Genomic DNA, 26,166 nt, shown 5'->3' on the forward strand with positions numbered 1-26,166 from the left:
GGAGTGGCCCCACATCGTACGGAGGACACTATCGTCCACGTCCTGAGGGTGTCCGCCGAGATCCACAGGGTGTCACCTACCCCCGCAGGAAACTCACGATTCCCTCAGAGATGCCCTGCGCCGCCTTCTGCCGCCAGGCGCCGGAGGTCAGCCGGTCCACGTCCTGCGCGTCCCGCATGTTGCCGCACTCGATGAAGACCTTGGGCACCGTCGACAGGTTGAGTCCGCCCAGGTCACTGCGGGTGTCGAGGCCGGTGCCCGCGCCGATGTAGTTCGACGGCGGCTGGCCTGTGGCCTGGAGGAACTTGCCCGCGATCCGCTCCCCGAGGTCCTTCGAGGAGGCGACGATCGGACGGGTGTCGGCGCCGCCCGCGTGCACGGATGCGGGCAGGATCACATGGAAGCCGCGGTTGCCCGCGGCCGAGCCGTCCGCGTGCACGGAGATCGCCGCGTCCGCCTTCGCCTGGTTGCCGATCGCGGCGCGCTCGGTGACACAGGGCCCCCAGGCCCGGTCGCCGTTCTGCGTCAACTTCACCGTGGCGCCCTGCTGTTGCAGGAGGGTGCGCAGGCGGCGCGAGACGTCGAGCGTGAACTGCGCCTCGGTGTACCCGGCGTTGGTGGAGGTGCCGGTGGTGTCGCACTCCTTGCTGGCGTTGCCGACGTCCACCTGGCGATTGATATCGGCCGGGTGCCGAAAGTTACCCGGATTGTGACCCGGGTCGACGACGACGACCTTGCCGCTGAGCGGACCCGAGCCGCCGCCCGCCGGCTTCGAGGGGGCCTTCGACGTGGTCGGCGGCGCGGAGGCGGTGGCGGACCGGGACGGGGCCGGGCTCGGCGCCTTCGCGTCCGCGTCCGTGTCCGAGGGCGACGCCGAGGAGGCCGCGGACGTGCCCGGCGCCGGGGCCACCTGGGGCGGCTCGCCGTCCCCGGGCCCGCTCACGACCTGCCAGACCAGATACGCCGCGAGCGCCGTCGGCACCAGCGCGGCGAGGGCGATCAGCGCGGGGCGACCGCGGAACCGACGCCCGCCGGGGCCCCGCCCCGGGTCGTCGTCGCGGTAGAAGTCATCAAAGCCGTCCGGTTCCGGACCTACGTACGACACGACGTCGACGATAACCGTGAGTTCAGATCCCCGCGCCCGTCCGGCGCAGGACGCGCAGGGAATCGCACTGCGAGACCTCGGTGAACGCGCCGGACTCCAGCGCCCGGAGGTAGACGCGGTACGGGGCCTGGCCCGTCCACTCGTCGTGCTTGACGGGGAAGACGTCGTGGATGACGAGCAGCCCGCCCTCGGCGACGTGCGGGGCCCAGCCCTCGTAGTCGGCGTTCGCGTGCTCGTCGGTGTGGCCGCCGTCGACGAAGACCAGGCCGAGCGCGCCGCCCCAGACCCGGGCGACCTGCGGTGAGCGGCCGACCAGCGCGATCACGTGCTCCTCCAGGCCCGCCGCGTGCAGCGTCCGCCGGAAGGCGGGCAGCGTGTCCATGAGCCCGACGACCGGATCGACCGTCTGCGGATCGTGGAAGTCCCAGCCCGGCTGCTGCTCCTCGCTGCCGCGGTGGTGGTCGACGGTGAGCGCCATGACCCCGGCGGCGCGGGCCGCGTCGGCGAGCAGCAGGGTGGAGCGGCCACAGTACGTGCCGACCTCCAGGAGCGGCAGTCCGAGTGCGGCGGCCTCGACCGCGGCCGCGTACAGCGCGAGGCCCTCGCCGCGCGGCATGAACCCCTTGGCCCGCTCGAAGGCGGCGAGGACGTCGGCGTTCGGGGTGGGCGGTGTGCTGGTCATGGGCTCATGCTGCCGTACGCCGCGCCGAGCCCGGTCGGCAGGCCCGGTCACACCCGGGCGGGCCGCCCCGCACAGGACGACGTGCCCCGCACACGAGAAGACGCGCCGCGCAACCTGCGCGACGCGTCTTCAGCGGGGCTGCCCGCAGCCCCGTTCGCCGTTCTCGGCCGGGTCGGGTCAGACCTGTTCCGCGACCGCCCGCAGCGCCAGGTCGACCTGGACCGGCCGCTGCTCGCCGTGGTGCGTTGCGGCCGAGGCGTGCGGGGCGTGGCCCGGGGCCGTCGCCGCGAGGACGTACGCGCCGCCGGCCGGGACCGTGAGCGCGTACCGGCCCTCGGCGTCGGTCAGCGCCGCGCCGGCCTGGCGGCCGTGCCGGTCGATGAGCGTCACCTTGGCGTGGGCGACGGGCAGGCCCGCCGGGTCCAGGACCTGGCCGCGGAAGTCGGCGAGGGCCTGCTCGGCACGGGCCAGACCGGCGTCCTCCGCGCTGCTGGCGCGCAACTGGACGTGCTGGCGCACGGTGGCCGCGCGCCGCCCGGGCAGGAACAGGGCGAGCAGGAGACCGCCGGCGACCGCGCCCGTGGCGATGAGGAAGGAGACACGGAAGCCGTGCATGGTGGGGACCGCGGCGCCGCCGACGTGGTCGGCCGTATTGGCGAGGACCATGCCGATGACCGCCGAGGACACCGACGTGCCGATGGAGCGCATCAGGGTGTTGAGGCCGTTGGCGGCGCCCGTCTCGGAGGCGTCCACCGCGCCGATGATCAGCGCGGGCAGCGAGGAGTACGCGAGGCCGATGCCCGCGCCCACGACCACCGAGATCACGATGGTCTGCCAGGCGGCGCTCATCAGGCCGAGCCCCGCGCCGTAGCCGATCCCGATGATCAGCATGCCGAGGATCAGGGTGACCTTCGGGCCGAAGCGCGCGGACAGGCGGGCGTAGACGGGGGCCGTGAACATCATCGTCAGGCCGAGCGGGGCCACGCAGAGCCCGGCGACGACCATCGACTGGCCGAGGCCGTAGCCGGTGGCGGAGGGCAGCTGGAGCAGTTGCGGCAGGACCAGGGAGATCGCGTAGAACGCGACGCCGACCATGATCGAGGCGAGGTTGGTGAGCAGCACCTCGCGGCGGGCGGTGGTGCGCAGGTCGACCAGCGGGGCCTTCAGGCGCAGCTCCATCACGCCCCAGGCGAGGAGCACGAGGAGCGCGGCGGCGAACAGGCCGAGTGTGGTGCCGCTGCTCCAGCCCCAGTCGCTGCCCTTGGTGATCGGCAGCAGGAACAGGACGAGGCCGAGCGAGAGGCCGAGGGCGCCCGCGACGTCGAAGGTGCCCTTGGCGCGCAGCGGGCTCTCCGGGACGAAGACCAGGGTGAGGACGATCGAGACGACGCCGAGGCCCGCGGCGCCGAAGAACAGCGCGTGCCAGTCGGCGTGCTGTGCGACGAGCGCGGCGAGCGGCAGCGCGAGGCCGCCGCCGACGCCGATGGAGGAGGACATGAGGGCCATGGCCGAGCCGAGCTTCTCGGGCGGCAGCATGTCGCGCATCAGGCCGATGCCGAGCGGGATGGCGCCCATGGCGAAGCCCTGGAGCGCGCGGCCCGCGATCATGACCACGAGCTGGTCGGTGAAGCCGCAGACCAGCGACCCCACCACCATGATCGCCAGGCTCATGAGGAGCATCCGGCGCTTGCCCGCGAGGTCGCCGAGGCGGCCCATGATCGGGGTGGAGACGGCGCCGGCGAGCAGGGTCGCGGTCATCACCCAGGTGGCGTTCGAGGGCGCGGTGCTCAGCAGGGCGGGCAGGTCCTTGATCACCGGCACCAGCAGGGTCTGCATGACCGCGACGACGATGCCGGCGAAGGCGAGGACGGGGACGACACCGGCTGTTCTGCGCGGGACGGTCGTCGGCTGGGACATGACGGAGGGCCTCCGGAAGGCGGTCTCGAAGAACGGCGAGGGGGCGCGTACGGCGGTGGGCGCGCGTGCGTCGGCGTCGAAAAGAATGGGGGGCGGCGTCGGAAAAGGGGCGGCGTCGGGGAAGTTCGGCGTCGGAAAGGTTCGCGTCCGTGCGGACGAGTCTGCTGCGGGCTACTTGTGTGTAGGTCGAACTTGTTTCCCGAGGCGACTATTCCGACGATCGTCGTACGAACCCGAACCTTGACCTTTTGTTTACATGACCCCGCATTCTGTTCCCCGGGGCCGGGGGTGTCGGTCCGGCGGCGGTGCGTAGGGTCGGGGTCCGTGGAGCCGATACCCCGCACCGACACCGAGGCCCGCCGCGCGACACGGGCCCACGCCACCCCGCCACCGGAGCGCTTCGCCGGACCGGCGCCCCTGGCCGGCACGAAGGTCGTCGACCTCTCGAAGATCCTCGCGGGCCCGTACGTCACCATGTCCCTCGCCGACCTGGGCGCCGACGTCATCAAGGTCGAACACCCGGACGGCGGCGACCCGACCCGCTCCTGGGGCCCGCCCTTCAACGGCCCCGACGCCACCTACTACCTGGCGGCCAACCGGGGCAAGCGCTCCGTCACCCTCGACCTCACGTCCGCGGCCGGCCAGGAAGCCGTGCACCGGATGCTCGCCGGCGCGGACGTGATGGTCGAGAACTTCCGGCCCGGCTCCACCCTCGCCCGCCTCTTCGACCACAAGGAGCTGGCCGCCCGCTACCCGCGCCTGGTCATCCTGCACATCTCGGCGTTCGGCGACACCGGGCCCCTGCGCGACGAGCCCGGCTACGACATGGTGGCGCAGGCGAGCGCCGGCCTGATGTCCCTGACGGGCGAACCGGACGGCCCGCCCGTCAAGGCCGGATACGCCATGGGCGACCTGGGCGCGGCCCTGTTCGGCCTCGTCGGCCTCACCGCGGCCCTCGTCGAGCGCGAGCGCACGGGCCGTGGGCAGTCCGTGACGACCTCCCTCTACGAGTCCCAGCTCGCCCTGCACATCAACTGGGCGACCGGTTACTTCGCCACCGGCGAGCGCCCCACCCGGCTCGGCTCGGGCCACCCCAGCCTCGTCCCGTACCAGGCGTACCGGGCGGCCGACGGCCACTTCGTGATCGCGGTCGGCAACGACGTCCTGTTCCGCCGCCTCGCGGGCGCCCTCGGCCACCCGGGGTGGGCGGACGACCCGCGGTTCGCCACCAACCGTGACCGGGTCGCCCACCGGACGGCCCTCAACGCCAAACTGGAAGCGGTCCTGGTCGACGAGCCCGTCACCCACTGGACCGGCCTGCTCGCACCGCTGGGCGTGCCCGTCGCCGCCATCCGCACCCTCGACGAGGTCTACGCCTGCCCGCAGACCGCCGCCCTCGCCATGGTGCAGGAGGTGGACCACCCGGTGGTGGGGCCCCTGAAACAGGTGGCGTTCCCGGTCACCTTCCGCGGCGAGCGGCCGCCCGTACGCAGCGCACCGCCCACCCTCGGACAGCAGAGCCGCGACATTCTCGCCGAACTCGGGTACGGGGAGACGGAGATCGACCGTCTCCTGTCCGCCGCGCCCGACGACCCTCAACCGCAAGGAGCCTGATCGCCATGCCGTTCCCCGCACTCGACCCCGTCGACCCGCTGAACCTCGAAGCCCTCCTGACCGACGAGGAGCGGGCCGTGCGGGACACCGTGCGCCAGTACCTCGACGACAAGGTCGAGCCGCACATCGCCGAGTGGTTTGAATCCGGCGAGCTGCCGCACCTGCCCGAACTGGCCCGGGAGTTCGGTCGGATGGGCCTGCTCGGCATGCACCTGGAGGGGTACGGCTGCGCCGGCATGTCGGCCCGCGCCTACGGCATCGCCTGCCGCGAGCTGGAGGCCACCGACTCGGGCCTGCGCTCCTTCGTCTCCGTCCAGGGCTCCCTGGCCATGTTCGCGATCCACCGCTTCGGCTCCGAGGAGCACAAGCAGGAGTGGCTGCCGCGGATGGCGGCGGGCGAGGCCATCGGCTGCTTCGGCCTGACCGAACCCGACCACGGCTCCGACCCGGCCTCGATGACGACGCGGGCCCGCCGGGACGGCGACGACTGGGTGCTCGACGGCCGCAAGATGTGGATCACGAACGGTTCGGTGGCGGCCGTCGCCGTCGTCTGGGCGCAGACCGAGGACGGCGTACGCGGCTTCGTCGTGCCCACCGACACCCCCGGCTTCTCCGCGCCGCTCATCAAGCACAAGATGTCGCTGCGCGCGTCGGTGACGAGCGAGCTGGTCCTGGACGGCGTACGGCTGCCCGCGTCCGCGCGGCTCCCCGCGGCGCGGGGTGTCGGCGCGCCCCTCACCTGCCTGAACGAGGCCCGCTACGGCATCGTCTGGGGCGTCACCGGCGCCGCCCGCTCGGCCTGGCAGGCGGCCCGCGACTACGCCGTGCAGCGCGAGCAGTTCGGCCGGCCGATCGCCGCGTTCCAGCTGACCCAGCAGAAGCTGGTCGACATGGCGCTGGAGCTGCACAAGGCGACGCTGACCGCGCTCCAGCTCTCCGCCCTGAAGGACTCGCCCGCCGGCGTGCACCCGGCCCAGATCAGCTTCGGCAAGCTGAACAACGTCCGCGAGGCCATCGAGATCTGCCGCACCGCCCGCACGATCCTGGGCGCCAACGGCATCTCGCTGGAGTACCCGGTGATCCGGCACGCCAACAACCTGGAGTCCGTCCTGACGTACGAGGGCACGACCGAGATGCACACGCTCGCCCTCGGCCAGGCGCTGACCGGCCACGCGGCCTTCCGCTAGCCGGCGCGCCCTGCCGGGCCCGCGTGCAACACCGGACTCGGCGGGGCGGCGGTGGTCACGCCGGTCCGCCGCCCCCGGCCCACTCGTCGGCGAGCACCGCCATCAGCACCTCGTCCCGCCAGATTCCGTCCCGCAGCTCGACCTGGCGCCGGACGCCCTCCACGACGAACCCCGCCTTCTCGTAGACGCGCAGCGCCCGGGCGTTGTCGGCGTAGGCCGCCAGCTGCACGCGGTGCATGCCGAGCACCTCGAACCCGTACCCGACGACGAGCCGCACCGCCTCCGTGCCCAGCCCACGGCCGCGTCCGCGCGGCCCGATCAGCGTGCGGAACGTACAGCGGCGGTGGCGCGGCTCCCACTCGTTCAACACGACCTCGCCGACCAGCTCACCGCTCGCCCGATCGGTGACGGCGAGATCCAGCCGGTCGTCCTGCGCGCCGCGCGAGCCGTACCAGGACCGCAGGTGGGCGAGGCCGAAGGGGGCCGGATCGCCGCCGGTGAAGTACAGCAGCTCGGGATCGGTGAGGATCCCGGCCATGACGTCCGCGTCGGCCTCGGTGAAGGGACGCAGCACGGTGTGTTCCCCGGTCAGGACGGGTTTGCGGGTGAAGGGCGAGGTGGTCATCGGGGGAGTGTGCGCGAGGGGCGGCCGCGGGGCAAGAAGATTGCGGGGCGGACGCCGTCGGGCGCGGACCCGCGAGGGTCGGACGGGGGTTTGCGGACAGGACCTAGGTCGGCAGGCGGGTGTCCCGGGGCCCGGTGGGGCTGCGGCCAAATCCCGATGTACGGGGTGCGCGCGGGCTGCGACCATGACACTTATGCCGCAGACCCCTCCCGGGACCGAGCCCGAGCCCCAGACCGCGATCCCGTCCGGGACACGCCCGCGCCGCGCCGCCGCCCCGCCCGCCTGGCTGGTGGTGGCCGTGGCCTGTGCCGGACAGTTCCTCGTCGTCCTCGACGTCTCCGTCGTGAACGTCGCCCTGCCCTCCATGCGCGCCGACCTCGGCCTGAGCCCGGCCGGGCTGCAGTGGGTGGTGAACGCGTACTCGATCGCGTTCGCCGGGTTCATGCTGCTCGGCGGCCGGGCGGGCGACCTCTTCGGCCGCAAACGGATGTTCCTGGTCGGCCTCGGCCTGTTCACCCTGGCCTCGCTCGCCGGCGGCCTCGCGCAGGACGACTGGCAGCTCCTCGCCGCGCGGGCCGCGCAGGGCCTGGGCGCCGCCGTGCTCGCCCCCTCCACCCTCACGATCCTCACCTCCGCCGTACCGGAAGGGGCGGCGCGGGCCCGCGCCATCGCGACCTGGACCGCGGTCGGCGCGGGTGGCGGCGCGGCCGGCGGACTGGTCGGCGGCGTCCTCACCGAGGGCCTGGACTGGCGCTGGGTGCTGCTCATCAACGTGCCCCTCGGCGCCGTCGTCCTCGCGGCCGCCGCCCGCTGGATCCGCGAGTCCCGGGCCGGCGGCGAGCGCCGCCTCGACCTGCCGGGCGCCCTCCTCGTGACGGCGGGCACCGCCACGCTCGCCTACGCCATCGTGCAGACCGAGGCGCGGGGCTGGGGCGCCGCCGCCACGCTGGTGCCGCTCGGCGTCGCGCTCGCGCTGATCGCCGCCTTCCTCGCCGTCGAGGCCCGTACGCGGCTGCCGCTGATGCCGCTCGGACTGTTCCGGGTGCGGTCGGTGGCCGCGGCCAACGCGGCGATGTTCGTCTGCGGCATGGGCAGCTTCGCCATGTGGTTCTTCATGACGCTGTACGCGCAGAACGTGCTCGGCTACACCCCGATCGAGGCGGGCCTGGCCCTGGTGCCCAGCTCGCTCGCGGTGGTCGCGGGCTCGAAGACGGCGCCGCGGCTGATGCGGATCGCCGGGGCGCGGAACGTGGCGGTGGCCGGGGTCCTCGTCACCGCGGCCGGGTTCGCCTGGCAGTCGACGATGAGCGCGGACGGGTCCTACGTCACGACGATCATGCTGCCCGGCATGGTGATGATGGCCGGCGCCGGGTTCGCGATGACGCCGCTCGCGTCGCTGGCGACGTCCGGGGCGGCGCCGGGGGACGCGGGGCTGGTGTCCGGGCTGGTCAACACGAGCCGCACGCTGGGGGGTTCGCTGGGCCTCGCGATCCTCTCGACCGTCGCGGCGAGCCGCTCCGCGGGGGTGGCGGGGCCGGTCGGGCTGACCCGGGGGTATGCGGGGGCGTTCCTCTGTGGGGCGGGGATCTTGGGGGTGGCGGTGGTGGTGCTGCTGGTGTGGATGCCGAGGGCCGGCGCCGGGGGTGCGGAGGAGTAGGTTCCCTGGGAGGCCGTTGTTCGGCTGTCCCGCCGTGGGGCTTCGCGCGCGGGGAACTGCGCGACCAGCCCCCACCGGACCCGCACCCGGCGACGGACCCGCACCTACACCCACCCTTGCTGCCGCGCCGCCCGCAACGCCTCCGTCCGGTTCCGCGTCCCGGTCTTGCCGATCGCCGAGGAGAGATAGTTCCGCACGGTCGACTCCGAGAGATGCAGGGCCCCGGCCACGTCCGAGACCGTCGCCCCCTCCGCAGAGGCCCGCAGCACATCCGCCTCCCGCGCCGTCAACGGATTGGGCCCCGCGCTGAGCGCCGCCGCGGCGAGCGCCGGGTCCACCACCGTCTCGCCGCGCAGCACCTTGCGGATCGCCTCGGCCAGCTCCTCGACGGGCCCGTCCTTGACGAGGAAACCGGCCGCGCCCGCCTCCATCGCCCGCCGCAGATACCCGGGCCGCCCGAACGTCGTCAGGATCAGCACCCGGCAGTCCGGCACCTGCTCGCGCAACTCCGCGGCCGCGTCGAGCCCGCTGCGGCCGGGCAGCTCGATGTCCAGGAGAGCGACGTCCGGACGGCACTCCAGCGCCTTGTCGACGATGAGGTCGCCCGCCGCGACCTGCGCCACGACCTCGATGTCCGCCTCCAGGCCGAGCAGCAGCGCCAGCGCCCCCCGCATCATCCCCTGGTCCTCGGCGAGCAGGACACGCACACTCTTGGCGGTCCGGTGGTCTTGCGGCATCTCTGTCACGGGGGCAGATTACGCGGCGCCGCCCCGGCCGGCCGCCCGGACCTGCTCCGCCGGCGCAGCCTCCCGCGCCGACTCCGGCTCGCCGGGCGGGAGTTCGGCCCGCACCACGAATCCGCCCCGCGGGCCCGGCCCCGCCGTCAGGGAGCCGCCCGCCGCGGCGAGCCGCTCGGTGAGGCCCTTGATGCCGGTGCCGCCGACCGCGGGACCGGCCGTGGGCCCGGGCGCGGGGGCCGGACCCGCCCCGTCGTCCGTGACCCGCAGCACCACCCGCTCCGCCGCGCCCTCCACCGAGATCGTGCAGGTCGTGGCCGCGCTGTGGCGCACCGCGTTGGTCACCGCCTCCCGCACGACCCAGCCGAACAGCGCCTCCGTCTGCGCCGACAGCGGCGGCCCCGAGCGGCGCACGACCGGCTCGATCCCGGCGGCGGTCAGCGCCGAGCGGGCCCGGTCCAGTTCGGTGGCGAGGCTGCCCTCCCGGTACCCGGTCACCGCCTCCCGGATCTCGGTGAGCGCCTGGCGGCCCACCGCCTCGATGTCGCGGACCTGCTCCAGCGCCGCGTCCATGCTGCGCGGCGCGAGCCGCCGCGCCGCCTCCGACTTCACCACGATCACCGACAGCGTGTGCCCGAGCAGATCGTGCAGGTCGCGGGAGAAGCGCAGCCGCTCCTTCTCCACCGCCTGCCGCGCCAGCTCCTCGCGGGCCGCCCGCAGCTCCCGTACGGCCTCGGAGAGGGAGAGGATCGCCGCCGTCACCATCATCGACAGGAACGTGCCGTAGACCACGGCGATCGAGTCCCAGCCCTCCTTCAGGCCGGCCACCAACCCCGCCAGCGCGCTCAGCGCCAGGCCCGCCTTGCCCACGTGCGGGCCGCGCACGATCGCGCCGGCCGCGAGCCCCAGCAGCGGGAAGAACGCCAGCCAGCTGCCGCCGAACCCGCCGACCAGGGCACAGGTCAGCACGGTCATCAGGAGCAGCGCGACCCGGGTCGAGGTGGCGGTGCGGCTCTTCTTGTGGAACGCCCGGAACACCACATACACGTAGAGGGAGTTGAAGGTGAGCAGCCCGAGGCCGCCGAGCCAGGGGCTGCCGGTCTTGCCCTGGACGATGTTCGAGAAGGCGCCCAGGCCCAGGAGCAGCCACGGCAGCAGCGCGAAGCCGGACGGCGGCGGGCCCAGCTCCTCCGGCGGGCGGCCGTGCTCGCCGCGCGCCCGGCGCTCCGCCTTCACCCGCTCGTTCTCCGCCTTCCACTCGGCCTGCGTCGCGCGCAGCTCCTGGAAGTGACCGTGGACCCTGCTCCAGTAGGACATGTCCGTGATTCTCCGCTCCCCGTCGTGCCGGTCAGATGGTGCGTGCGGCCCGGCGGTACGAGACCAGGGCGTAGGAACCGAAGGCCAGCAGCCAGCCGAGCAGGATGGCCGGCGCCGCGAGGGAGGGGGCGTGCCCGTCGGCGACCGCCGTGCCGAGCTGCGCGAAGCGGTTGGTCGGGGTGAAGGAGGAGACGTGCCGCAGCCAGCCGGGGAACAGCTCCACCGGGAACCACAGACCGCCGAGGACCGCGAGCCCCAGATAGCAGAGCATGTTGATGCCGCCCATGGCCTGCGAGGTGAGCCGGTAGCCGTTGCCCAGGCCCAGCATGGTGAAGGGCAGCGAGCCCGCCCACAGCAGCACCGCGACGACCGGCCACTTCCACGCGTCCATCCGCACGCCGTTGACGACAGCACCCGCGAGCAGCACGGCGGTGATCGCCGGCAGCACCGTCACCGCCCCGGTCAGGGCCCGCCCCAGCACGCCCTGGCGCGGGGTCATCGGGGTGATCCGCAGCTGGCGCAGCCAGCCGATCGCCTTGTCCTCGGCGACCCCGGCCCCCGTGTTGAGGGCCGCGCCGAGCGCCCCGTACGCCGCCATGCCGATCATCGAGGCGGTCTTCCACGTCCCGTCGGCGCCGCCGATGTTGGTGAACAGGAGGTACATCATCACGGGCATCGCGACCGTGCCGACGACGAACTTCCCGTCCCGCAGCGTGCGCCGTACTTCGAGCAGCAGATAGTCCCACATCACACACGCTCCAGGTCGCGGGGGTCCGCGGTCAGCGCCATGAAGGCGTCGTCGAGGGAGGCCGGGGCGACCTCCAGGTTCCGTACGGCGTCCAGCGCGGCCAGCGCCATGACCGTCGCGTCCGGGTCCTCGCTGCGCAGCCGGGCCCGGTCGCCGCGGATCTCCACGGAGAGCACACCCGGCAGCAGGTCGAGCCCCTCCGTGCCGCGCCCCGCCAGGTCGACGCAGACCAGGCTGCCGCCGCCCGCCCGGCGCAGCTCCTCGCCGCTGCCGTCGGCTACGACCCGGCCGTGGTCGATCACGACGATCCGGTCCGCGTTGGCGTCGGCCTCCTCCAGGTAGTGCGTGGAGAACAGGACCGTGTGCCCGCGCCGGGTGAAGGCCCGCATCGACGCCCAGAAGGCGTGCCGCGCCTCGACGTCGAGCGCGGCCGTCGGCTCGTCGAGCACGATCAGCGCGGGGTTCCCGGCCAGCGCCACGGCGAACCGCACCCGCTGCGTCTGCCCGCCGGACAGCTTGTCGACCCGCCGCCCGGCCAGCTCCTCGATCCCGGCCAGCCGCAGCGCCTCCGGCACGGCCATGGGCGCCGGGTAGCGGCCGGCCACGAAGCCCAGCAGCTCGGCGACGGTGACCCGGGGCACCGCGCGGCCCTCCTGGAGCATGGCGCCGACCCGGCCGGCGCGTACGGAGTCCTGCGGCGCGGCGCCGAACAGTTCGACGCGGCCCTCGGTCGGTTCGTCCAGACCGAGCAGCAGCGAGATCGTGGTGGACTTGCCCGCGCCGTTGCGGCCGAGCAGCGCCACCGTCTCGCCCGCCGCGATCTCCAGGTCGAGCCCGTCGACCGCCCGCAGCTCCCCGAACGTCTTGACGGCCCCCCGGAAGGACACGGCCGCTTCTGTCGCCCTCTTCGTCATGGCCACGACGGTACGGACCGGGGGCCGGGGCGCGGCAGAGGTGCCTGTCCCGACCTGGGCAGGACAAATGTCATGACGGCACTCGGTATGCGAACTGACGCGACGTCAGGAAAGCCGTCCCCGGGCCTTCCCAACCCACCGGCTCTTGGCTATACATGAGGATCGCCGGACGGAATGAAACAGGTTCTAGAACCGGCCCGCGACGACCTCGGTGCGGCCGACGGTGCGGACGGCCGCACCGAGGTCTCGCCGCCCGTCCGCCCGGCCCGTGTGAGGAGCGCCCGCCCCATGCCCATCGACCCCGTACAGGCCGTAGCCGCCGAACCCCGGACCGCCGAGATCGCCTGGGGCCACCGGGACGTCCAGCTCTACCACCTCGGCATCGGCGCTGGTGTCCCCGCCACCGATCCCCGCGAACTGCGCTACACCCTGGAGTCCCGGCTCCAGGTGCTGCCGAGCTTCGCGACCGTCGCGGGCGCCGGGACGGCGACGGCGGGCGGCCTCGCCCTGCCCGGCATCGACGTGGACCTCGCGCACGTCCTGCACGGCGGCCAGCGCATCGAGGTGCACCGCCCCATCCCGGTCGCGGGCCGCGCGCGCACGACGGCGAAGGTGGCCGCCGTCCACGACAAGACGAAGGCCGCCGTCGTGGTCCTGCGCACCGAAGCGGCTGACGCGGACGGGCCGTTGTGGACCAGCGACGCCCAGGTCTTCGTCCGCGGGGAGGGCGGGTTCGGCGGCGAGCGCGGACCCTCCGGACGCCTGCCGGACCCCGCGCGCGAGCCGGACCGCACCGTCGACCGCCCGGTCCGTGAGGACCAGGCCCTCCTCTACCGCCTCTCCGGCGACTGGAACCCGCTCCACGCCGACCCGGAGTTCGCCGCGCTCGCCGGGTTCGACCGGCCGATCCTGCACGGCCTGTGCTCGTACGGCATGACGCTCAAGGCGGTCGTGGACACCCTGCTCGGCGGTGACGCCTCCCGGGTCACCCGCTACGCCGCCCGGTTCGCCGGCGTCGCCTTCCCCGGCGAGACGCTGCGCGTGCGGATGTGGCAGGAGCCGCGCCGCGTCCGGGCCGCGGTGAGCGCCCCGGAGCGCGCCGAGGCCCCGGTCCTGGCCGACACCGTCATCGACCACAGCTGACCAGCACGCACCGCACCTCACGCGAAGGAGCCGCACGCCATGCGAGCAGCCGTACTGCACGAGACAGGCCAGGAGAAACTGGAGGTACTGGACGACGTCGAGGCGGTCGGCTTCGGCCCGGGCAAGGTGCGGATCCGGGTCCGGGCGACCGGGCTGTGCCACTCCGACGTCTCCGCCATGAACGGGGTGCTGCCGCAGCCCGCCCCCTTCGTCCCGGGCCACGAGGGCGCGGGCGAGCTCCTCGATGTGGGGGACGGCGTGCCGCACCTGACGCCGGGGCAGCGCGTGCTGGTCTGCTGGCTGCCCGCCTGCGGCGCCTGCCCCGCCTGCAGGCGCGGCCAGACCCAGCTCTGCCTCGCCGGGTTCATGAACGCGGGGACCCCCAACTTCAAGCGGCCCGGCGGCGACGTGTTCGGTTTCGCCGGCACCGGCACGTTCGCCGAGGAGGTCGTGGTCGACGCGGGGTGCGCGGTCCCGGTCCCCGACGACGTGCCGTTCGACATCGCGGCGCTCATCGGCTGCGGCGTCACCACCGGGCTCGGCGCCGCCCTCAACACCGCGGACGTACAGGCGGGTTCGTCGGTCGCGGTCATCGGCTGCGGCGGTGTCGGCATCTCCGCGATCCAGGGAGCGCGGCTCAAGGGCGCCGCCCAGATCGTCGCCGTCGACCCTGTCGCGGCGCGGCGCGAGGGGGCCCTGCGCTTCGGCGCGACCGAGGCGGTGGCCCCCGGCGAACTGGCCGACGCCAAGCGGCGGATCACGGCGGGGGAGGGGTTCGACTACGTCTTCGAGGTCGTCGGGAAGTCGGCGACGGCGCGGACCGCGTACGAGACGACGCGGCGCGGCGGCACCCTCGTCGTCGTCGGCGCGGGCGCCATGGACGACTTCCTGCAACTCAACATGTTCGAGCTGTTCTTCGACGAGAAGCGGATCCTGCCGTCCATGTACGGCGGCGGGGACGTCCTGCGCTCCTACGAACGAGCGATCGCGCTGTGGCGGGCCGGCCGGATCGACCTGGAGTCCCTCATCACGCACCGGGTGCCGCTGGCGGGGATCAACGAGGCGCTGGACCACATGCGTACCGGCTCCGCCCTGAGAACGTGCATCGAGATCTAGGCCCGTCAGGGGCGCGGGAGGACCGCCCGGCCACGAAGGGCTCGATCTCGGGCGTGTTCGGACAGGCACAGGGACAGGAGGCGCATGACATGGCAACGCCGCTGAAGGGCCGTACGGCCGTCGTGACCGGGGCCGGGCGGGGGCTCGGGCGGGCCGAGGCGCTGGAGCTGGCGCGGCTCGGCGCGAACGTGGTCGTCAACGACTTCGGGCAGCCGGGCCGGGACGGGTCGGGGGCGGCCACCCCCGGCCCGGCGGAACAGGTGGCCCAGGAGATCCGTGCGGCCGGCGGCACGGCCACCCCGCACAGCGGAGACGTCGCCGACCACCAACAGGCGGCGGGACTCGTCCAGTTGGCCGTGGACACGTACGGCACACTGGACATCCTCGTCAACAACGCCGGCATCCTGCGCGACCGCATGATCTTCTCGATGACCGAGGACGAGTGGGACTCGGTCATCCACGTCCACCTCAAGGGCCACTACAACACCACCCACTTCGCGGCCCGCCACTGGCGGGAGCGGGCCAGGACGGACGGCACCCCGGTCCACGGACGGATCGTCAACACCTCCTCCGAGGCGTTCCTCGCCGGGTCGGCGGGCCAGCCCAACTACGCCGCTGCGAAGGGCGGCATCGTCGGCCTGACCACCTCCACGGCGCTGGCCCTCGCCAAGTACGGCGTCACCGCCAACGTGATCTGCCCGCGGGCCCGCACCCGGATGACGGAGGACGTCTTCGCCGGGTTCGCCGAGCCCGCCGCGGGCCTCGACCCGCTGGCCCCGGAGCACGTCGCCCCGCTCGTCGGCTACCTCGCCTCACCCGCGGCGGCGCACGTCAACGGCCAGCTCCTCGTCGTGCACGGCGGCATGGTCGCGGTCGTCGAACGGCCCCGGGTGGCGGCGAAGTTCGACACCGCCGAGGACGCGTTCACGTACGACGAACTCGACGCGCTGCTCACCCCGTACTACCGGGACCGTCCCCGGGGAGAGACGTTCGCGGCGGCCGAGGTGCTCGGCCTCAAGCACGGCTGAGCCGGCACGCGCCACACCGGGCGCAGCGCACGGGGCGCGGCGCCCGGCCGTAAGCCGGGCCCCGCGCCCCGTTACACGTACCGCGCGCCCTACGCCTCGTCGGCGCGAGGCCCCCGGTGCCGTCCGCGCGGTTCCGGCTGCTCCTCCTGGGCGGAGGACATCGTGACCGCGCCGCGGTGCCGGCCGGGCCCGGTGTCCGGGCCGTCGATCCGCTCCGCGCCGTCCCTGCCGGCGGCTATGCCGTTGCTTCCCGTCATCGGAAAACTCACCCCGTAAACCCGTACACCATCCTTCACTTACAGCCGGGTGAGTCTAACCGGCCGCCTTGCGGCCGCCGAGCGGCGCCTGCGCCAACGGCACCGGACGGGGCGCGGCGGGCGCGGGCGCGTCGTCCCGCACGGTCCCGCGCGGCGCCTCGGGCTCCGGCGCGGGCAGCCGGGCCAGACCGCAGGGCACCTCGTCGGTGGCGTACGGCAGCGTCAGCACCCCTTCCCGCGTCCAGAAACCGGTCCCCGCCAGCCAGCCGCGTGGCGCGGGCAGTTGCCGCAGCGTCCCCTCGGCGGGGCGCCAGACACCCAGCCACGGCGCCCCGTCACCCGTCCCGCCCGGGCCGTCGACCCGGAACGCCACCGCGCACCCCTCCGGCATGAGCGTCTGCCCGGGCTGCACGGCGAACGGGGTCACCGCGCACTTCGCCGGCCGCAGCGCCCGCGGGAAACGGAGCGGCAGCGTACTGCCGAGCACGCCCCAGCCGAGCCGCGGCCGCCCCGGCTCCGCCGCATCCGAACGGACCATGATCAGGCCGCTGTCCAGGTCGGCGCAGAGCAGCCGGTCCGTGCTCTCCTCGGTGATCTGCAGCAGCGGGGAGACCTCGCCGCCCCGGTCCAGGTCGACCGCCACCGTCTTGACGGGACCGCCGCCCGGCTCCGCCCGGTCCAGCGCGAGCAGCCGCCCCGAGCGGTCCAGCCACACCCCGCCCGAACAGCGCCCCTCGATCTCCGCCAGGTGCTCGGGCCCGAACGCGCCGCCCGCCACCAGCCACACGTCCGTCGTCCGCTCGCCCACGGCCAGCGCGTACGCGCGCCGTCCGTCCGGAGCCGGGGGCAGCAGCGTCAGCGCGCCGCACTCCACGGCGCCCAGCTGCACCTCGCCGGTGCCGGGGCCGGTCGGGTAGAGGAGGGAGAAGAGATGCCGCCCGTCGGCCGCGCGCCGGATCAGCACCCGGCCGTCGGTCAGCGGCAGCACGTCGGTGCCCGGCTCCTCCGGCTGGTGGGCGGGGAGCGGCACCGCGTACGGCTCGGGCCCGTCCAGCGTCCAGCGCTCGGGGAACCACGACCCGGGGCTCGCCCCGTCGTGCGCGAGCCGCGCCGCGTACGTGGCGTCCGCCGTGATCACACAGCCGGTCCGCGGCGGCTGCGCGCGCGGGCCGGCCGCGGGCTCGGTGGCCAAGGCCGTCATAAGGTCCGTCGCCTCCTGTCGTCCGGGTACCTCGGTTGCCTGGTGTCCCGCCCTGCCGCGGCCCCCTCCGCACCGCCGAAGCTAGTTTTCGCCCCTGCCTCCCCGGCCCGCACCGCCCGCCTCTTCACACCAAAGGGTGGCCGTGTCCCCGATCGGCTGTGCCACAAGTGCTTGGTGTGCTCACCGACCGGCGGCGGGCGCCGGGACGGGTGCGGTCGGGCGGCCGGACCGTACGCCGCCGATGGCCGATCCTCACCGGCGGCCACGGCGCCACCGCCGCCGACGCGTTCCCCGGCGGCCCCCGCACCGGCCTCGTGAGGTCACCGGGCTGGGGGGAGGGGTACGCGGCGCGGGTAACCTGTCTGCGTGCCCCGTCTGTCTGAAGTCACCGCCGCGCTCGACGCCCTCTGGCCGCCCGCTCTCGCCGAGGGCTGGGACGCGGTCGGCACGGTCGCCGGGGACCCGGACGCCGGGATCCGCCGGGTGCTCTTCGCGGTCGACCCGGTCCAGGAGATCGTCGACGAGGCCGTGCAGCTCGGCGCCGACCTGCTGGTCACGCACCACCCGCTCTATCTGCGCGGGACGACGACGGTCGCGGCAGGCTCCTTCAAGGGCCGCGCCGTGCACACCCTGATCAAGAACGACGTGGCCCTGCACGTCGCGCACACCAACGCCGACAAGGCCGACCCGGGCGTCTCCGACGCGCTCGCCGGCGCGCTCGGCCTCCGGGTCGAGGGCCCGCTCGTACCCGACCCGGCGGACCCCGCGGGCCGCCGCGGCCTCGGCCGCGTCTGCGCGCTCGACCACCCGCTGACCCTGCGCGAGCTGGCGGCCCGCGCCGCCGAGCGGCTGCCCGCCACCGCGCAGGGCATCCGCGTCGCGGGCGACCCCGACGCGACGATCCGGACGCTCGCGGTCTCCGGCGGCAGCGGCGACAGCCTCTTCGACGACGTGCGCGCCGCGGGCGTCGACGCCTTCCTCACCGCGGACCTGCGCCACCACCCGGCGAGCGAGGCCCGCGCCCACACCCCTCTCGCGCTGCTCGACGCGGCGCACTGGGCCACCGAGTGGCCCTGGTGCGAGCTGGCCGCCGCCCAGCTCGACGAGATCTCCGACCGCGAGGGATGGGGCCTGCGGGTCCACGTCTCGCGTACGGTCACCGACCCCTGGACCGCCCACGCGGCGTCCCACCGCGCACCCCTGACTACTTTTGGAGCCCCCAACTGAACGCCGCGCCCGCCGACCAGATCCGCCTCCTCGACGTCCAGGATCTGGACGTCCGCCTCCAGCAGCTGAGGCACAAGAAGAAGTCCCTGCCCGAGCACGCCGAGATCGACTCGCTCACCAAGGACCTCGCGCAACTGCGCGACCTGCACATCGCCGCGGTGACGGAGGAGAGCGACTGCTCCCGCGAGCAGACCAAGGCCGAGCAGGACGTCGACCAGGTCCGCCAGCGCGCCACCCGGGACCAGCAGCGCCTGGACTCCGGCGCGGTCACCTCGCCCAAGGACCTGGAGAACCTCCAGCGCGAGATCGCCTCGCTGGCCAAGCGCCAGGGCGACCTGGAGGACGTCGTCCTGGAGGTCATGGAGCGCCGCGAGTCGGCGCAGGAGCGGGTGCGCGAGTACGCCGAGCGCCTCGCCGCCGTCCAGGCCAAGGTGGACGACGCGACCTCCCGCCGGGACGCCGCGTCCGGCCAGCTGGACCTGGAGGCGGCGACGGTGACCAAGGAGCGCGAGGTCGTGGCCGGCTCCATCCCCGCCGACCTGCTGAAGCTCTACGACAAGCTCCGGGAGAAGGAGGGCGGCGTCGGCGCGGCCAAGCTGTTCCAGCGCCGCTGCGAGGGCTGCCGCCTGGAGCTGAACATCACCGAGCTGAACGATGTCCGCGCGGCCGCCCCCGACACGGTGGTCCGCTGCGAGAACTGCCGCCGCATCCTGGTCCGTACGGCGGAGTCGGGGCTCTGACCGGCGCGGACGCCGAGAGGTCACCGGCCGCGGGGCCCGACCTGGGTCCCCCGGCCACCTTCCTGCTGCTCCGCCACGGCGAGACGGCCCTCACTCCGGAGAAACGGTTCTCCGGAAGCGGGTACCTCCGGGGCGAGGGCAGCGACCCGGAGCTGTCCGCCACCGGCCGCCGCCAGGCGCGGGACGTGGCGGAGGCCCTCGCGCGGCGCGGCACGGTCGAGGCGATCGTCTCCTCGCCGCTCACCCGCTGCCGGGAGACCGCGCAGACCGTGGCGGAGCGGCTCGGCCTCGCCGTCACGGTCGACGACGGCCTGCGCGAGACCGACTTCGGGGCCTGGGAGGGGCTGACGTTCCAGGAGGTCCGGGAGCGTTTCCCGGCCGACATGGCCGCCTGGCTCGCCGCGCCCGACGCCGCCCCCAGCGGCGGCGGCGAGAGCTTCGCGGCGGTCGCGGAGCGGGTCGCCGCGGCCCGCGACCGGCTCACCGCCGCCCACCGGGGCCGCACCGTCCTGCTGGTCAGCCACGTCACGCCGGTCAAGACACTCGTCCGGCTCGCGCTCGGCGCGCCTTCCGAGGCACTGTTCCGCATGGAGCTGTCGGCTGCGTCCCTGACGACGATCGCGTACTACGCCGACGGCAACGCGAGTGTGCGCTGCCTCAACGAGACGGCGCACCTGGGCCGGGACGGTTCCTAGGGCCGGTTCTCAGGACCTGGTGCGGCCCTGGGCGCGCAGGGCGGCGGCCTCGCGGGCCAGGGTCTCCACCCGTGCCCAGTCCTTCGCCGTGACGGCGTCGGCCGGGAGCATCCAGCTGCCGCCCACGCAGCCGACGTTCTTCAGCGCCAGGTACGCGGGAGCGTTCGCGGGGGAGACCCCGCCGGTCGGGCAGAAGCGGGCCTGCGGCAGCGGCCCGGCGAGCGACTTGAGGTACGCCGTGCCGCCGGCGGCCTCCGCGGGGAAGAACTTCATCTCGCGCACCCCGTGCTCCAGCAACGCCACGACCTCGGACGTCGTCGAGACGCCCGGCAGGAACGGCACCCCGGACTCCCGCATCGCGCCGAGCAGCGTCTCCGTCCAGCCGGGGCTGACGAGGAAGCGCGCGCCGGCGGTGACGGCGTCGGTGACGTTCGCGGGGGAGATGACGGTGCCCGCGCCGACGACCGCGTCCGGCACCTCGGCCGCGATCGCCCGGATCGCGTCCAGGGCGGCGGGCGTGCGCAAGGTCACCTCGATCGCGGGCAGCCCGCCGGCGACCAGCGCCCGCGCGAGCGGCACGGCGTCGGCGGCCTCCTCCACCACGACGACGGGGACGACGGGGGCGAGATCGAGCACGGAGGAGGTCTCAGAGGAGGTCATGGGGCCATCCTGCCCCGGGGTGCGCAGCATGCGCAAAGCCCATTGCGCATGCTGCAACAGTGGTCGGACGGGACTCAGTGCACCTCGTCCACAAGCACGTCCAGGCTCCACGCCCGGCCGGCCTGCGCGGGCCGGTCGACCTCGACCACGTACGACTGCTCCCGCAGCGCGTCGACCAGTTCCTCCGGGGACGCGGGCGCCGCGCCCGCGGTCAGCAACGAGCGCACGATGCGGCCCTTCGTCGCCTTGTTGAAGTGGCTGACGACCTTGCGGGTCGGCGCGTGCAGCACCCGCACCGTCGCCGTCCGCCCGGCCACCTCGCCCTTCGGCTTCCACGCGGTCGCGTACGCGGCCGAGCGCAGATCGAGGACGAGGCCGCTGCCGGCCGCCTCCGGCATCACCTCGGCCATCGGCGCCCGCCAGTACGCGCCGAGCGCGCCGAGTCCGGGCAGCTTCACGCCCATCGAGCAACGGTAGGAGGGAATCCGGTCGGTCACCCGCACCGCGCCCCACAGCCCGGAGAAGACGAGCAGCGCCCGCGCCGCCCGCTTCTTCGCCGCGGCGTCGAGCGAGGCCAGGTCCAGGGCGTCGTAGAGGACGCCGGTGTAGATCTCGCCGGCCGGGCGGGTGGGCGCGGTGCGCAGCTCCGCGTTCTTGGCGATTTCGCCGCGCAGCCCCTCGCTCAGCCCGAGCACCTCGCGCGCCTTCACATCGTCCTCGGCGGCGTCGGCGCAGAGCGCGACCAACTCGTCCAGAACCGCGGCCCGCGCCCCGGCGAGCCCCGGCAGCGACAACGACTCCGGCTGCAACGGCGCGCCCCGCCCCGGAGCGGCCTTTCCTTCGGACGGCGGCAGCAAGACGAGCACGTGCGTTCTCCTTCTGAGCGGCGGGCAGGGGTGCGGCCCCGCGCCAGGGTAATCGGCGCGCGGAACGGTCGTGCCGTCGAGCCGGGCGGGCGGAACGATGTGACCCGGCGCCAGTCCCACCCGGCTGTCAGGCCCGGCCGCACCATGCGGCCCCGCGTCCACCCCGCCCGCCCACACCCCGCACCCACGCACCGCCATGCCACCCCGCCCCCCACGGCCTACGCTCGACCCATGCCCCGCCGTCACCTCCGCGTGTCCGGCGCAGCGCAGGCGCCGCTCGGTGCCGTGCTGCGCGACCTGCGTACGGAGCTGGGCGTGCCCGAGGAGTTCCCGGCCGACGTGCTGGCCGAGGCCGAACAGGTGGCCGCCGCGCCGCCCCGGCTGCCCGAGCGGGACGAGACGGCGATCCCGTTCTTCACGGTCGATCCGCCCACCTCCACCGACCTCGACCAGGCCATGCACCTGTCCCGGCGCCCCGGCGGCGGCTACCGGGTGCGGTACGCGATCGCCGACGTCGCCGCGTTCGTCACGCCCGGCGGCGCCCTCGACGCGGAGGCCCACCGCCGCGTCACCACCCTCTACTTCCCGGACGAGAAGGTCCCGCTCCACCCGGCCGTCCTCAGTGAGGGCGCCGCGAGCCTGCTGCCCGGCCGGACCCGGCCCGCCGTAGTCTGGACGATCGACCTGGACGCGGACGGCCGGACCCAGCGCACCGACGTCGTCCGCGCCCTCGTCCGCAGCCGCGCCAAACTCGCCTACGAAGGCGTCCAGCGGGCCATCGACGACGCGAGCGCCGAGGAGAGCCTCGCCCTGCTCCAGGACATCGGACGGCTGCGCGAGGAACGGGAGGCCGACCGCGGCGGCATCTCCCTCGACGTCCCCGAGCAGGAGATCGTCGCCCGCGGCACCACGTACGAACTCGCCTACCGCGCCCCGCTGCCCGCCGACTCCTGGAACGCCCAGATCTCCCTGCTCACCGGCATGGCCGCCGCCGACCTGATGCTCACCGCGGGCACCGGCATCCTGCGCACGCTGCCCGCCGCCCCCGACGGCGCCGTCGGCCGGCTGCGCCACACCGCGAAGGCGCTGGGCATCGACTGGCCGCACCACGTCCCCTACGCCGCCCTCATCCGCTCCCTCGACCCCCACCGCCCCCACCACGCGGCGTTCCTCCAGGAGTGCACGACCCTGCTGCGCGGCGCCGGCTACACCTCGTTCACCGGCGGCGAGCGGCCCGCCCTGACCACCCACGCCGCCGTCGCCGCGCCCTACACCCACTGCACCGCGCCGCTGCGCCGCCTCGTCGACAGGTACGCCGCCGAACTGTGCCTCGCCGCCTGCGCCGGGCAGCCGCCGCCGGAGTGGGCGGTCGCGGCGCTGACCGCGCTGCCCAAGGAGATGGCGGACGGCACCCGGCGGGCCAACACCGTGGAGCGCGAGTGCGTCGACCTCGTGGAGGCGGCGCTGCTGCGGCACCGGGTCGGCGAACTGTTCGACGCCTACGTGGTGGACGTGAAGGAGAAGGAACCGGCCGTCGGCACCGTACAATTGACCGAACCGGCCGTCGTCGCCCGCGTCGAGGGCGGCTCCGCCGCGCTGCCGCTGGGCGAACGGCTGCGCGTGCGGCTCACCCAGGCCGACCCGGGACAGGCGAAGGTGCGGTTCGCGCCGGCGTGAGCCGGGCCGCGACGCTGCGCGCCAGCCGGTCGGGATCCTCCGCGTGCAGCCGCACGCACCACACCTCCCTGGCCCGCCCGAAGAGGGTGAAGTGCCGTACCGGGGAGCTGAGTTCGAGGGTGACGCTGGTCTGCGAGGCGACATCGAGGTGCAGCTCGCCGTCGGCCTCCGTGTGCGTGTAACGGTTCTCCCGGCGCACGGCAGCGATCCGCTCCAGCGGTATCCGCAGATCGGTCCACGCGCCCCGGCGCACCCGCACCGCCTCGGCGGTGACGACGTGCGGCCGCGTCACGGCCGCCGCGTGCAGCCCGAGCACCATCAGCACGGTGTAGACGTCGAGCACGAGCACGATCCGGTGCAGCGCGGGCCAGTCCCGCAGCAGCGCCCCCATCCCGAAGGTCTCGACGACGCAGACGAACGTGAACGCGTACATCATCGAGGCCTGCGCCCGCGCGTACGGGAAGGCGTCCGCCCCCGCGGGCACGCCGTGCCGCCGCCGCGCCACCCACAGCCCGAGGCTACCGAAAACCCGCAGCTCATGCCCGACGAGGCGGCGCGCGGCCGGCGGCAGGACCTCCCGGAGGGCGGCCCGGCCCCCGCGCCGGTACGCGGCGATGAGCAGGGCGGCCTCCACGGCGACCACCCCGACCACGACGGCCTCGACGAACCAGGGCACGCGCACCCCCACCAACAGGCATACGGCGAAACCGAGTTCGGCGCCCATCACCCCGCAGGCCAGCGCCCGCGTGACCCGCTTCACCGCGCACCGCCACCGGCGACCGCGTCCAGCACGAGCCGCACCACCTCGGCCTGTGCGGGCGAGCAGTCCGCGAGGACCGCGGCGAGGAAACCGGCCGGCGCCGGCGTCCCGGCGTCGGGCAGCTCCGGCGGCAGGCACGCGACCAGGGCCCGCGCCGCCTCGGCCACCCGCGGATCGTCCGGCGCGGCGTCCGCGAGGGCGTCGAGCCGGGCGTACACGTCACGGGCGGCGTCCATCGCGGCCGGGTCCGTGACCGTGGGCAACAGCGCCGTCATCAGGGGACCGCGGACCTCGGGCGGCGCCGTGGTGTCGATCAGGGCCAGCAGCTCACGGTCCTTCGCGGCCATCGGCGACATCAGGTCCAGTTCCCCCAACTCGGCCAGAAGAGAAGCCAGTTCGGTCGAGACGGGCCCCTCGTCCGGCAGCCGGCCCTGCTCGGCGGCGGCCAGCAGCTCCCGCAGCCGGGCCCGCCGCGCGTGGATCGCCGCCTCCTGCCGGGCCAGATCGGCGTCCAGCTCGGCGAGGACCTCGGCCAGCTCGCGCCCGGCGTCGTCGGCGAGCACGTCCCGCACCTCGCCGAGGCCGAGCCCCAGCTCGGTCAGGCGCCGGATACGCGCCAGCTCGACGGCGTGCCGCAGCCCGTACACGCGGTACCCGTTGCCCTGCCGCTCGGGCTCCGGGAGCAGCCCGAGGTGGTGGTAGTGCCTGATGGCGCGGGTGGTGACGCCGACCGCCGCGGCGAGCTCTCCGATCCTCATGGCCTCAGTAAAAACGTTGACGCTACGGAAGGGTCAAGGCGGCGCGGCCCGGGCGAGCGGGGCGTCCGCGGACGCCGGGTATCATGGTCGGCACGGCAGACGAGCCGGGCGGACGGCCGCGTGGGATTCTCCGGAACCCCCCGAGGAACGTCCGGGCTCCACAGGGCAAGGTGGTGGCTAACGGCCACCCGGGGTGACCCGCGGGACAGTGCCACAGAAAACAGACCGCCCGGCGCTCAGGCACCGGGTAAGGGTGAAACGGTGGTGTAAGAGACCACCAGCGCCTGAGGTGACTCAGGCGGCTAGGTAAACCCCACCTGGAGCAAGGTCAAGAGGAGCCGCTTCGGCGGCTCTGCGCGGACGTTCGAGGGCTGCCCGCCCGAGTCCGCGGGTAGACCGCACGAGGCCGGTGGCAACACCGGCCCTAGATGGATGGCCGTCTCCCCGGCCACCGCGAGGTGACCGGGCGACAGAACCCGGCGTACAGCCCGACTCGTCTGCCGCTCAGCACCCATGACCACGGAACTCACTGGTCACGGGCGTCTGACGCCGTGCGAAGGCGGAGCCGATCGCCAGGGCCAGGGTGGCGTTGGCCGCGGTCCAGAAGACGAGCCGGGCGTTCGACCCGTTGACCGTCCGCAACTCCCCGTCGGTGTGGCGGCAGAACGAGTCGGGCGGGAAATACCGCGAAACAGGAGTGCTGCGCGTGCCGTGACAGGGCGACGTGTCGGGAAACAGGCTCGGCTGAGCGCGCTGCGAGAGGGCCCAACCGACGACCACTGTCGTCCATCCGGCCAGCAGGAACGCGATCAGCATCCAATGCGGGGCCCTCGCCCGCCGTCCTACCAGCCACACCAGGGAGGTCGGTATGACGAAGAGGCCAAGCGCGGCGAGGAGCAGGACCAGAGCCTTCATGACGCTATGACCATACTGATCAAAGTCCCGCCGGACGGCCCCTAGCGGCGTTTCTTGAAGTAACCGTGCTGATGCAGCTTGTAGAGGACCCACGGCGCGTTGACGACGACGAACGCCAGGAACACCCACTTCAGCCACGGAGGCCCGTCCGGTCTGTTGTCCTGGGCCAGGACGGCGGTCACCTCGACGAGAGAAGCCATGCTCCACGGGTGCCCCGCACGAGCCGGCACATCCGTGCACCATCACTGACGCGCGGAACGCGCAACTACCATGCGGAACCTGGCCACTTGGGCCCAGTGCTACTGCGGCGGGCATCACTGTCGCGGTCCTCGACAAGGCGGCCGACGACTCCATCCGCTACGAAACCGGCAAGGTCGGCGCTCTCTCCGCCGCTGCCGGAAATGATGGCGGAGCAGGTCGCCAAGAAGCTGCCCCAGAAGGCGCTCACTCAAGGCGTCATCTACCCGATGGTGAAGAAGGTCGCGGGTTACATCGGTGTCCAGATGATGACGAAGCCGACACCCCGCGTGGTTGATGTGGAAGTAATAGTCGACGAACACGACGAGGCTGTTGTCACAGGAAACGCCGAGCAGCCTGACCGCCGATGACGACAACTATGT

General features: G+C 73.9%; 25 protein-coding genes, 1 other RNA gene and 2 pseudogenes. 12 read left to right on the forward strand and 16 right to left on the reverse strand.

What is annotated here, in order from left to right; translation table 11 throughout:
• Positions 1-76: 76 nt before the first annotated feature.
• The 3 genes from ABZY33_RS07715 to ABZY33_RS07725 all read right to left on the reverse strand — a co-directional run bounded on the left by ABZY33_RS07715 (position 77) and on the right by ABZY33_RS07725 (position 3,704).
• A complete protein-coding gene (locus ABZY33_RS07715; RefSeq protein WP_356490622.1) occupies positions 77-1,003 on the reverse strand; it encodes an N-acetylmuramoyl-L-alanine amidase in 927 nt (308 codons plus the stop codon).
• Positions 1,004-1,127: 124 nt separating this feature from the next.
• Positions 1,128-1,787 carry a class I SAM-dependent methyltransferase gene (locus ABZY33_RS07720; protein WP_356490584.1) on the reverse strand — a complete coding sequence of 220 codons (660 nt, stop codon included), beginning with the start codon at positions 1,785-1,787 and terminating at the stop codon, positions 1,128-1,130.
• Between the two features lie 177 nt (positions 1,788-1,964).
• A complete protein-coding gene (locus tag ABZY33_RS07725; protein WP_356490585.1) occupies positions 1,965-3,704 on the reverse strand; it encodes an MFS transporter in 1,740 nt (579 codons plus the stop codon).
• 324 nt (positions 3,705-4,028) lie between these two features.
• Here ABZY33_RS07725 and ABZY33_RS07730 point away from each other — a divergent pair, with 324 nt between their 5' ends.
• Both ABZY33_RS07730 and ABZY33_RS07735 read left to right on the forward strand, forming a co-directional pair.
• Complete coding sequence (locus ABZY33_RS07730; RefSeq protein WP_356490586.1) at positions 4,029-5,318, forward strand: CoA transferase; 1,290 nt, start codon at positions 4,029-4,031, stop codon at positions 5,316-5,318.
• 5 nt (positions 5,319-5,323) lie between these two features.
• On the forward strand, positions 5,324-6,505 hold the full coding sequence (locus tag ABZY33_RS07735) for an acyl-CoA dehydrogenase family protein (protein WP_356490587.1): 1,182 nt from the start codon (positions 5,324-5,326) through the stop codon (positions 6,503-6,505).
• 55 nt (positions 6,506-6,560) lie between these two features.
• Here ABZY33_RS07735 and ABZY33_RS07740 read toward each other — a convergent pair whose 3' ends face one another.
• Positions 6,561-7,130, reverse strand: a complete 570-nt coding sequence (locus ABZY33_RS07740) for a GNAT family protein (RefSeq protein ID WP_356490588.1) — start codon at positions 7,128-7,130, stop codon at positions 6,561-6,563.
• A 184-nt stretch (positions 7,131-7,314) separates the two neighbouring features.
• On the opposite strand from ABZY33_RS07740, the gene ABZY33_RS07745 reads away from it, so the two are divergent.
• Positions 7,315-8,787: an MFS transporter gene (locus ABZY33_RS07745; RefSeq protein WP_356490589.1), complete on the forward strand. Its 1,473-nt coding sequence runs from the start codon at positions 7,315-7,317 to the stop codon at positions 8,785-8,787.
• A gap of 104 nt (positions 8,788-8,891) precedes the next feature.
• On the opposite strand, the gene ABZY33_RS07750 is transcribed toward ABZY33_RS07745, so the two are convergent.
• Genes ABZY33_RS07750 through ABZY33_RS07765 form a run of 4 tightly spaced genes read right to left on the reverse strand, consistent with a single transcriptional unit; the run spans position 8,892 to position 12,503 of the window.
• A complete protein-coding gene (locus ABZY33_RS07750) occupies positions 8,892-9,524 on the reverse strand; it encodes a response regulator transcription factor (protein ID WP_356490623.1) in 633 nt (210 codons plus the stop codon).
• An 18-nt stretch (positions 9,525-9,542) separates the two neighbouring features.
• On the reverse strand, positions 9,543-10,841 hold the full coding sequence (locus tag ABZY33_RS07755) for a sensor histidine kinase (RefSeq protein ID WP_356490590.1): 1,299 nt from the start codon (positions 10,839-10,841) through the stop codon (positions 9,543-9,545).
• A 31-nt stretch (positions 10,842-10,872) separates the two neighbouring features.
• Positions 10,873-11,589: an ABC transporter permease gene (locus tag ABZY33_RS07760; RefSeq protein WP_356490624.1), complete on the reverse strand. Its 717-nt coding sequence runs from the start codon at positions 11,587-11,589 to the stop codon at positions 10,873-10,875.
• Complete coding sequence (locus ABZY33_RS07765) at positions 11,589-12,503, reverse strand: ABC transporter ATP-binding protein (RefSeq protein WP_356490591.1); 915 nt, start codon at positions 12,501-12,503, stop codon at positions 11,589-11,591. Before ABZY33_RS07765 ends, ABZY33_RS07760 begins: the two co-directional genes overlap by 1 nt.
• Before the next feature lie 288 nt (positions 12,504-12,791).
• Here ABZY33_RS07765 and ABZY33_RS07770 point away from each other — a divergent pair, with 288 nt between their 5' ends.
• From ABZY33_RS07770 to ABZY33_RS07780, 3 genes are all read left to right on the forward strand, one after another.
• Complete coding sequence (locus ABZY33_RS07770) at positions 12,792-13,646, forward strand: MaoC/PaaZ C-terminal domain-containing protein (RefSeq protein WP_356490625.1); 855 nt, start codon at positions 12,792-12,794, stop codon at positions 13,644-13,646.
• Between the two features lie 39 nt (positions 13,647-13,685).
• Positions 13,686-14,762, forward strand: coding sequence for a Zn-dependent alcohol dehydrogenase (locus ABZY33_RS07775; protein ID WP_356490592.1), 1,077 nt, complete (start codon positions 13,686-13,688; stop codon positions 14,760-14,762).
• An 89-nt stretch (positions 14,763-14,851) separates the two neighbouring features.
• Entirely contained in the window at positions 14,852-15,790 is a 939-nt protein-coding gene (locus ABZY33_RS07780) for a 3-oxoacyl-ACP reductase (RefSeq protein WP_356490593.1), read from the forward strand.
• Between the two features lie 89 nt (positions 15,791-15,879).
• On the opposite strand, the gene ABZY33_RS07785 is transcribed toward ABZY33_RS07780, so the two are convergent.
• Both ABZY33_RS07785 and ABZY33_RS07790 read right to left on the reverse strand, forming a co-directional pair.
• Positions 15,880-16,047, reverse strand: a complete 168-nt coding sequence (locus tag ABZY33_RS07785) for a hypothetical protein (protein ID WP_356490594.1) — start codon at positions 16,045-16,047, stop codon at positions 15,880-15,882.
• A gap of 55 nt (positions 16,048-16,102) precedes the next feature.
• Complete coding sequence (locus tag ABZY33_RS07790; RefSeq protein WP_356490595.1) at positions 16,103-17,248, reverse strand: hypothetical protein; 1,146 nt, start codon at positions 17,246-17,248, stop codon at positions 16,103-16,105.
• 366 nt (positions 17,249-17,614) lie between these two features.
• On the opposite strand from ABZY33_RS07790, the gene ABZY33_RS07795 reads away from it, so the two are divergent.
• The 3 genes and pseudogenes from ABZY33_RS07795 to ABZY33_RS07805 form a co-directional block, all read left to right on the forward strand.
• On the forward strand, positions 17,615-18,475 hold the full coding sequence (locus tag ABZY33_RS07795) for a Nif3-like dinuclear metal center hexameric protein (protein ID WP_356490596.1): 861 nt from the start codon (positions 17,615-17,617) through the stop codon (positions 18,473-18,475).
• Positions 18,472-19,215, forward strand: a complete 744-nt coding sequence (locus ABZY33_RS07800; protein WP_356490626.1) for a C4-type zinc ribbon domain-containing protein — start codon at positions 18,472-18,474, stop codon at positions 19,213-19,215. The genes ABZY33_RS07795 and ABZY33_RS07800 overlap by 4 nt, the downstream gene beginning before the upstream one ends.
• A 32-nt stretch (positions 19,216-19,247) precedes the next feature.
• Positions 19,248-19,910, forward strand: a pseudogene (locus tag ABZY33_RS07805) (histidine phosphatase family protein); the annotation flags it as partial.
• Positions 19,911-19,919: 9 nt separating this feature from the next.
• Here ABZY33_RS07805 and eda read toward each other — a convergent pair.
• The gene (gene eda, locus ABZY33_RS07810; RefSeq protein ID WP_356490597.1) at positions 19,920-20,570 is read right to left on the reverse strand and encodes a bifunctional 4-hydroxy-2-oxoglutarate aldolase/2-dehydro-3-deoxy-phosphogluconate aldolase; all 651 of its coding nucleotides are present in this window, start codon (positions 20,568-20,570) and stop codon (positions 19,920-19,922) included.
• 74 nt (positions 20,571-20,644) lie between these two features.
• Positions 20,645-21,436, reverse strand: coding sequence for a peroxide stress protein YaaA (gene yaaA, locus ABZY33_RS07815; protein ID WP_356490598.1), 792 nt, complete (start codon positions 21,434-21,436; stop codon positions 20,645-20,647).
• A gap of 231 nt (positions 21,437-21,667) precedes the next feature.
• On the opposite strand from yaaA, the gene ABZY33_RS07820 reads away from it, so the two are divergent.
• Positions 21,668-23,113 carry an RNB domain-containing ribonuclease gene (locus ABZY33_RS07820; RefSeq protein WP_356490599.1) on the forward strand — a complete coding sequence of 482 codons (1,446 nt, stop codon included), beginning with the start codon at positions 21,668-21,670 and terminating at the stop codon, positions 23,111-23,113.
• Here ABZY33_RS07820 and ABZY33_RS07825 read toward each other — a convergent pair.
• Both ABZY33_RS07825 and ABZY33_RS07830 read right to left on the reverse strand, forming a co-directional pair.
• Positions 23,064-23,873, reverse strand: a complete 810-nt coding sequence (locus ABZY33_RS07825) for a hypothetical protein (RefSeq protein WP_356490600.1) — start codon at positions 23,871-23,873, stop codon at positions 23,064-23,066. The two genes, ABZY33_RS07820 and ABZY33_RS07825, sit on opposite strands and share 50 nt — an antisense overlap.
• Positions 23,870-24,631: a MerR family transcriptional regulator gene (locus ABZY33_RS07830; RefSeq protein WP_356490601.1), complete on the reverse strand. Its 762-nt coding sequence runs from the start codon at positions 24,629-24,631 to the stop codon at positions 23,870-23,872. Before ABZY33_RS07830 ends, ABZY33_RS07825 begins: the two co-directional genes overlap by 4 nt.
• Positions 24,632-24,731: 100 nt before the next feature.
• Here ABZY33_RS07830 and rnpB point away from each other — a divergent pair.
• Positions 24,732-25,131, forward strand: an RNA gene (gene rnpB / locus ABZY33_RS07835) — RNase P RNA component class A.
• A 4-nt stretch (positions 25,132-25,135) separates the two neighbouring features.
• Here rnpB and ABZY33_RS07840 read toward each other — a convergent pair.
• Together ABZY33_RS07840 and ABZY33_RS07845 are read right to left on the reverse strand one after the other, a co-directional pair.
• Positions 25,136-25,546, reverse strand: coding sequence for a hypothetical protein (locus ABZY33_RS07840; protein WP_356490602.1), 411 nt, complete (start codon positions 25,544-25,546; stop codon positions 25,136-25,138).
• 41 nt (positions 25,547-25,587) lie between these two features.
• Entirely contained in the window at positions 25,588-25,746 is a 159-nt protein-coding gene (locus ABZY33_RS07845; protein WP_356490603.1) for a hypothetical protein, read from the reverse strand.
• A 104-nt stretch (positions 25,747-25,850) separates the two neighbouring features.
• Here ABZY33_RS07845 and ABZY33_RS07850 point away from each other — a divergent pair.
• Positions 25,851-26,154: pseudogene (locus ABZY33_RS07850) on the forward strand (hypothetical protein); the annotation flags it as partial.
• Positions 26,155-26,166 lie beyond the last annotated feature (12 nt).

It is taken from the genome of Streptomyces sp. NPDC006552 (assembly GCF_040611655.1).
Taxonomy (GTDB): Bacteria; Actinomycetota; Actinomycetes; order Streptomycetales; family Streptomycetaceae; genus Streptomyces.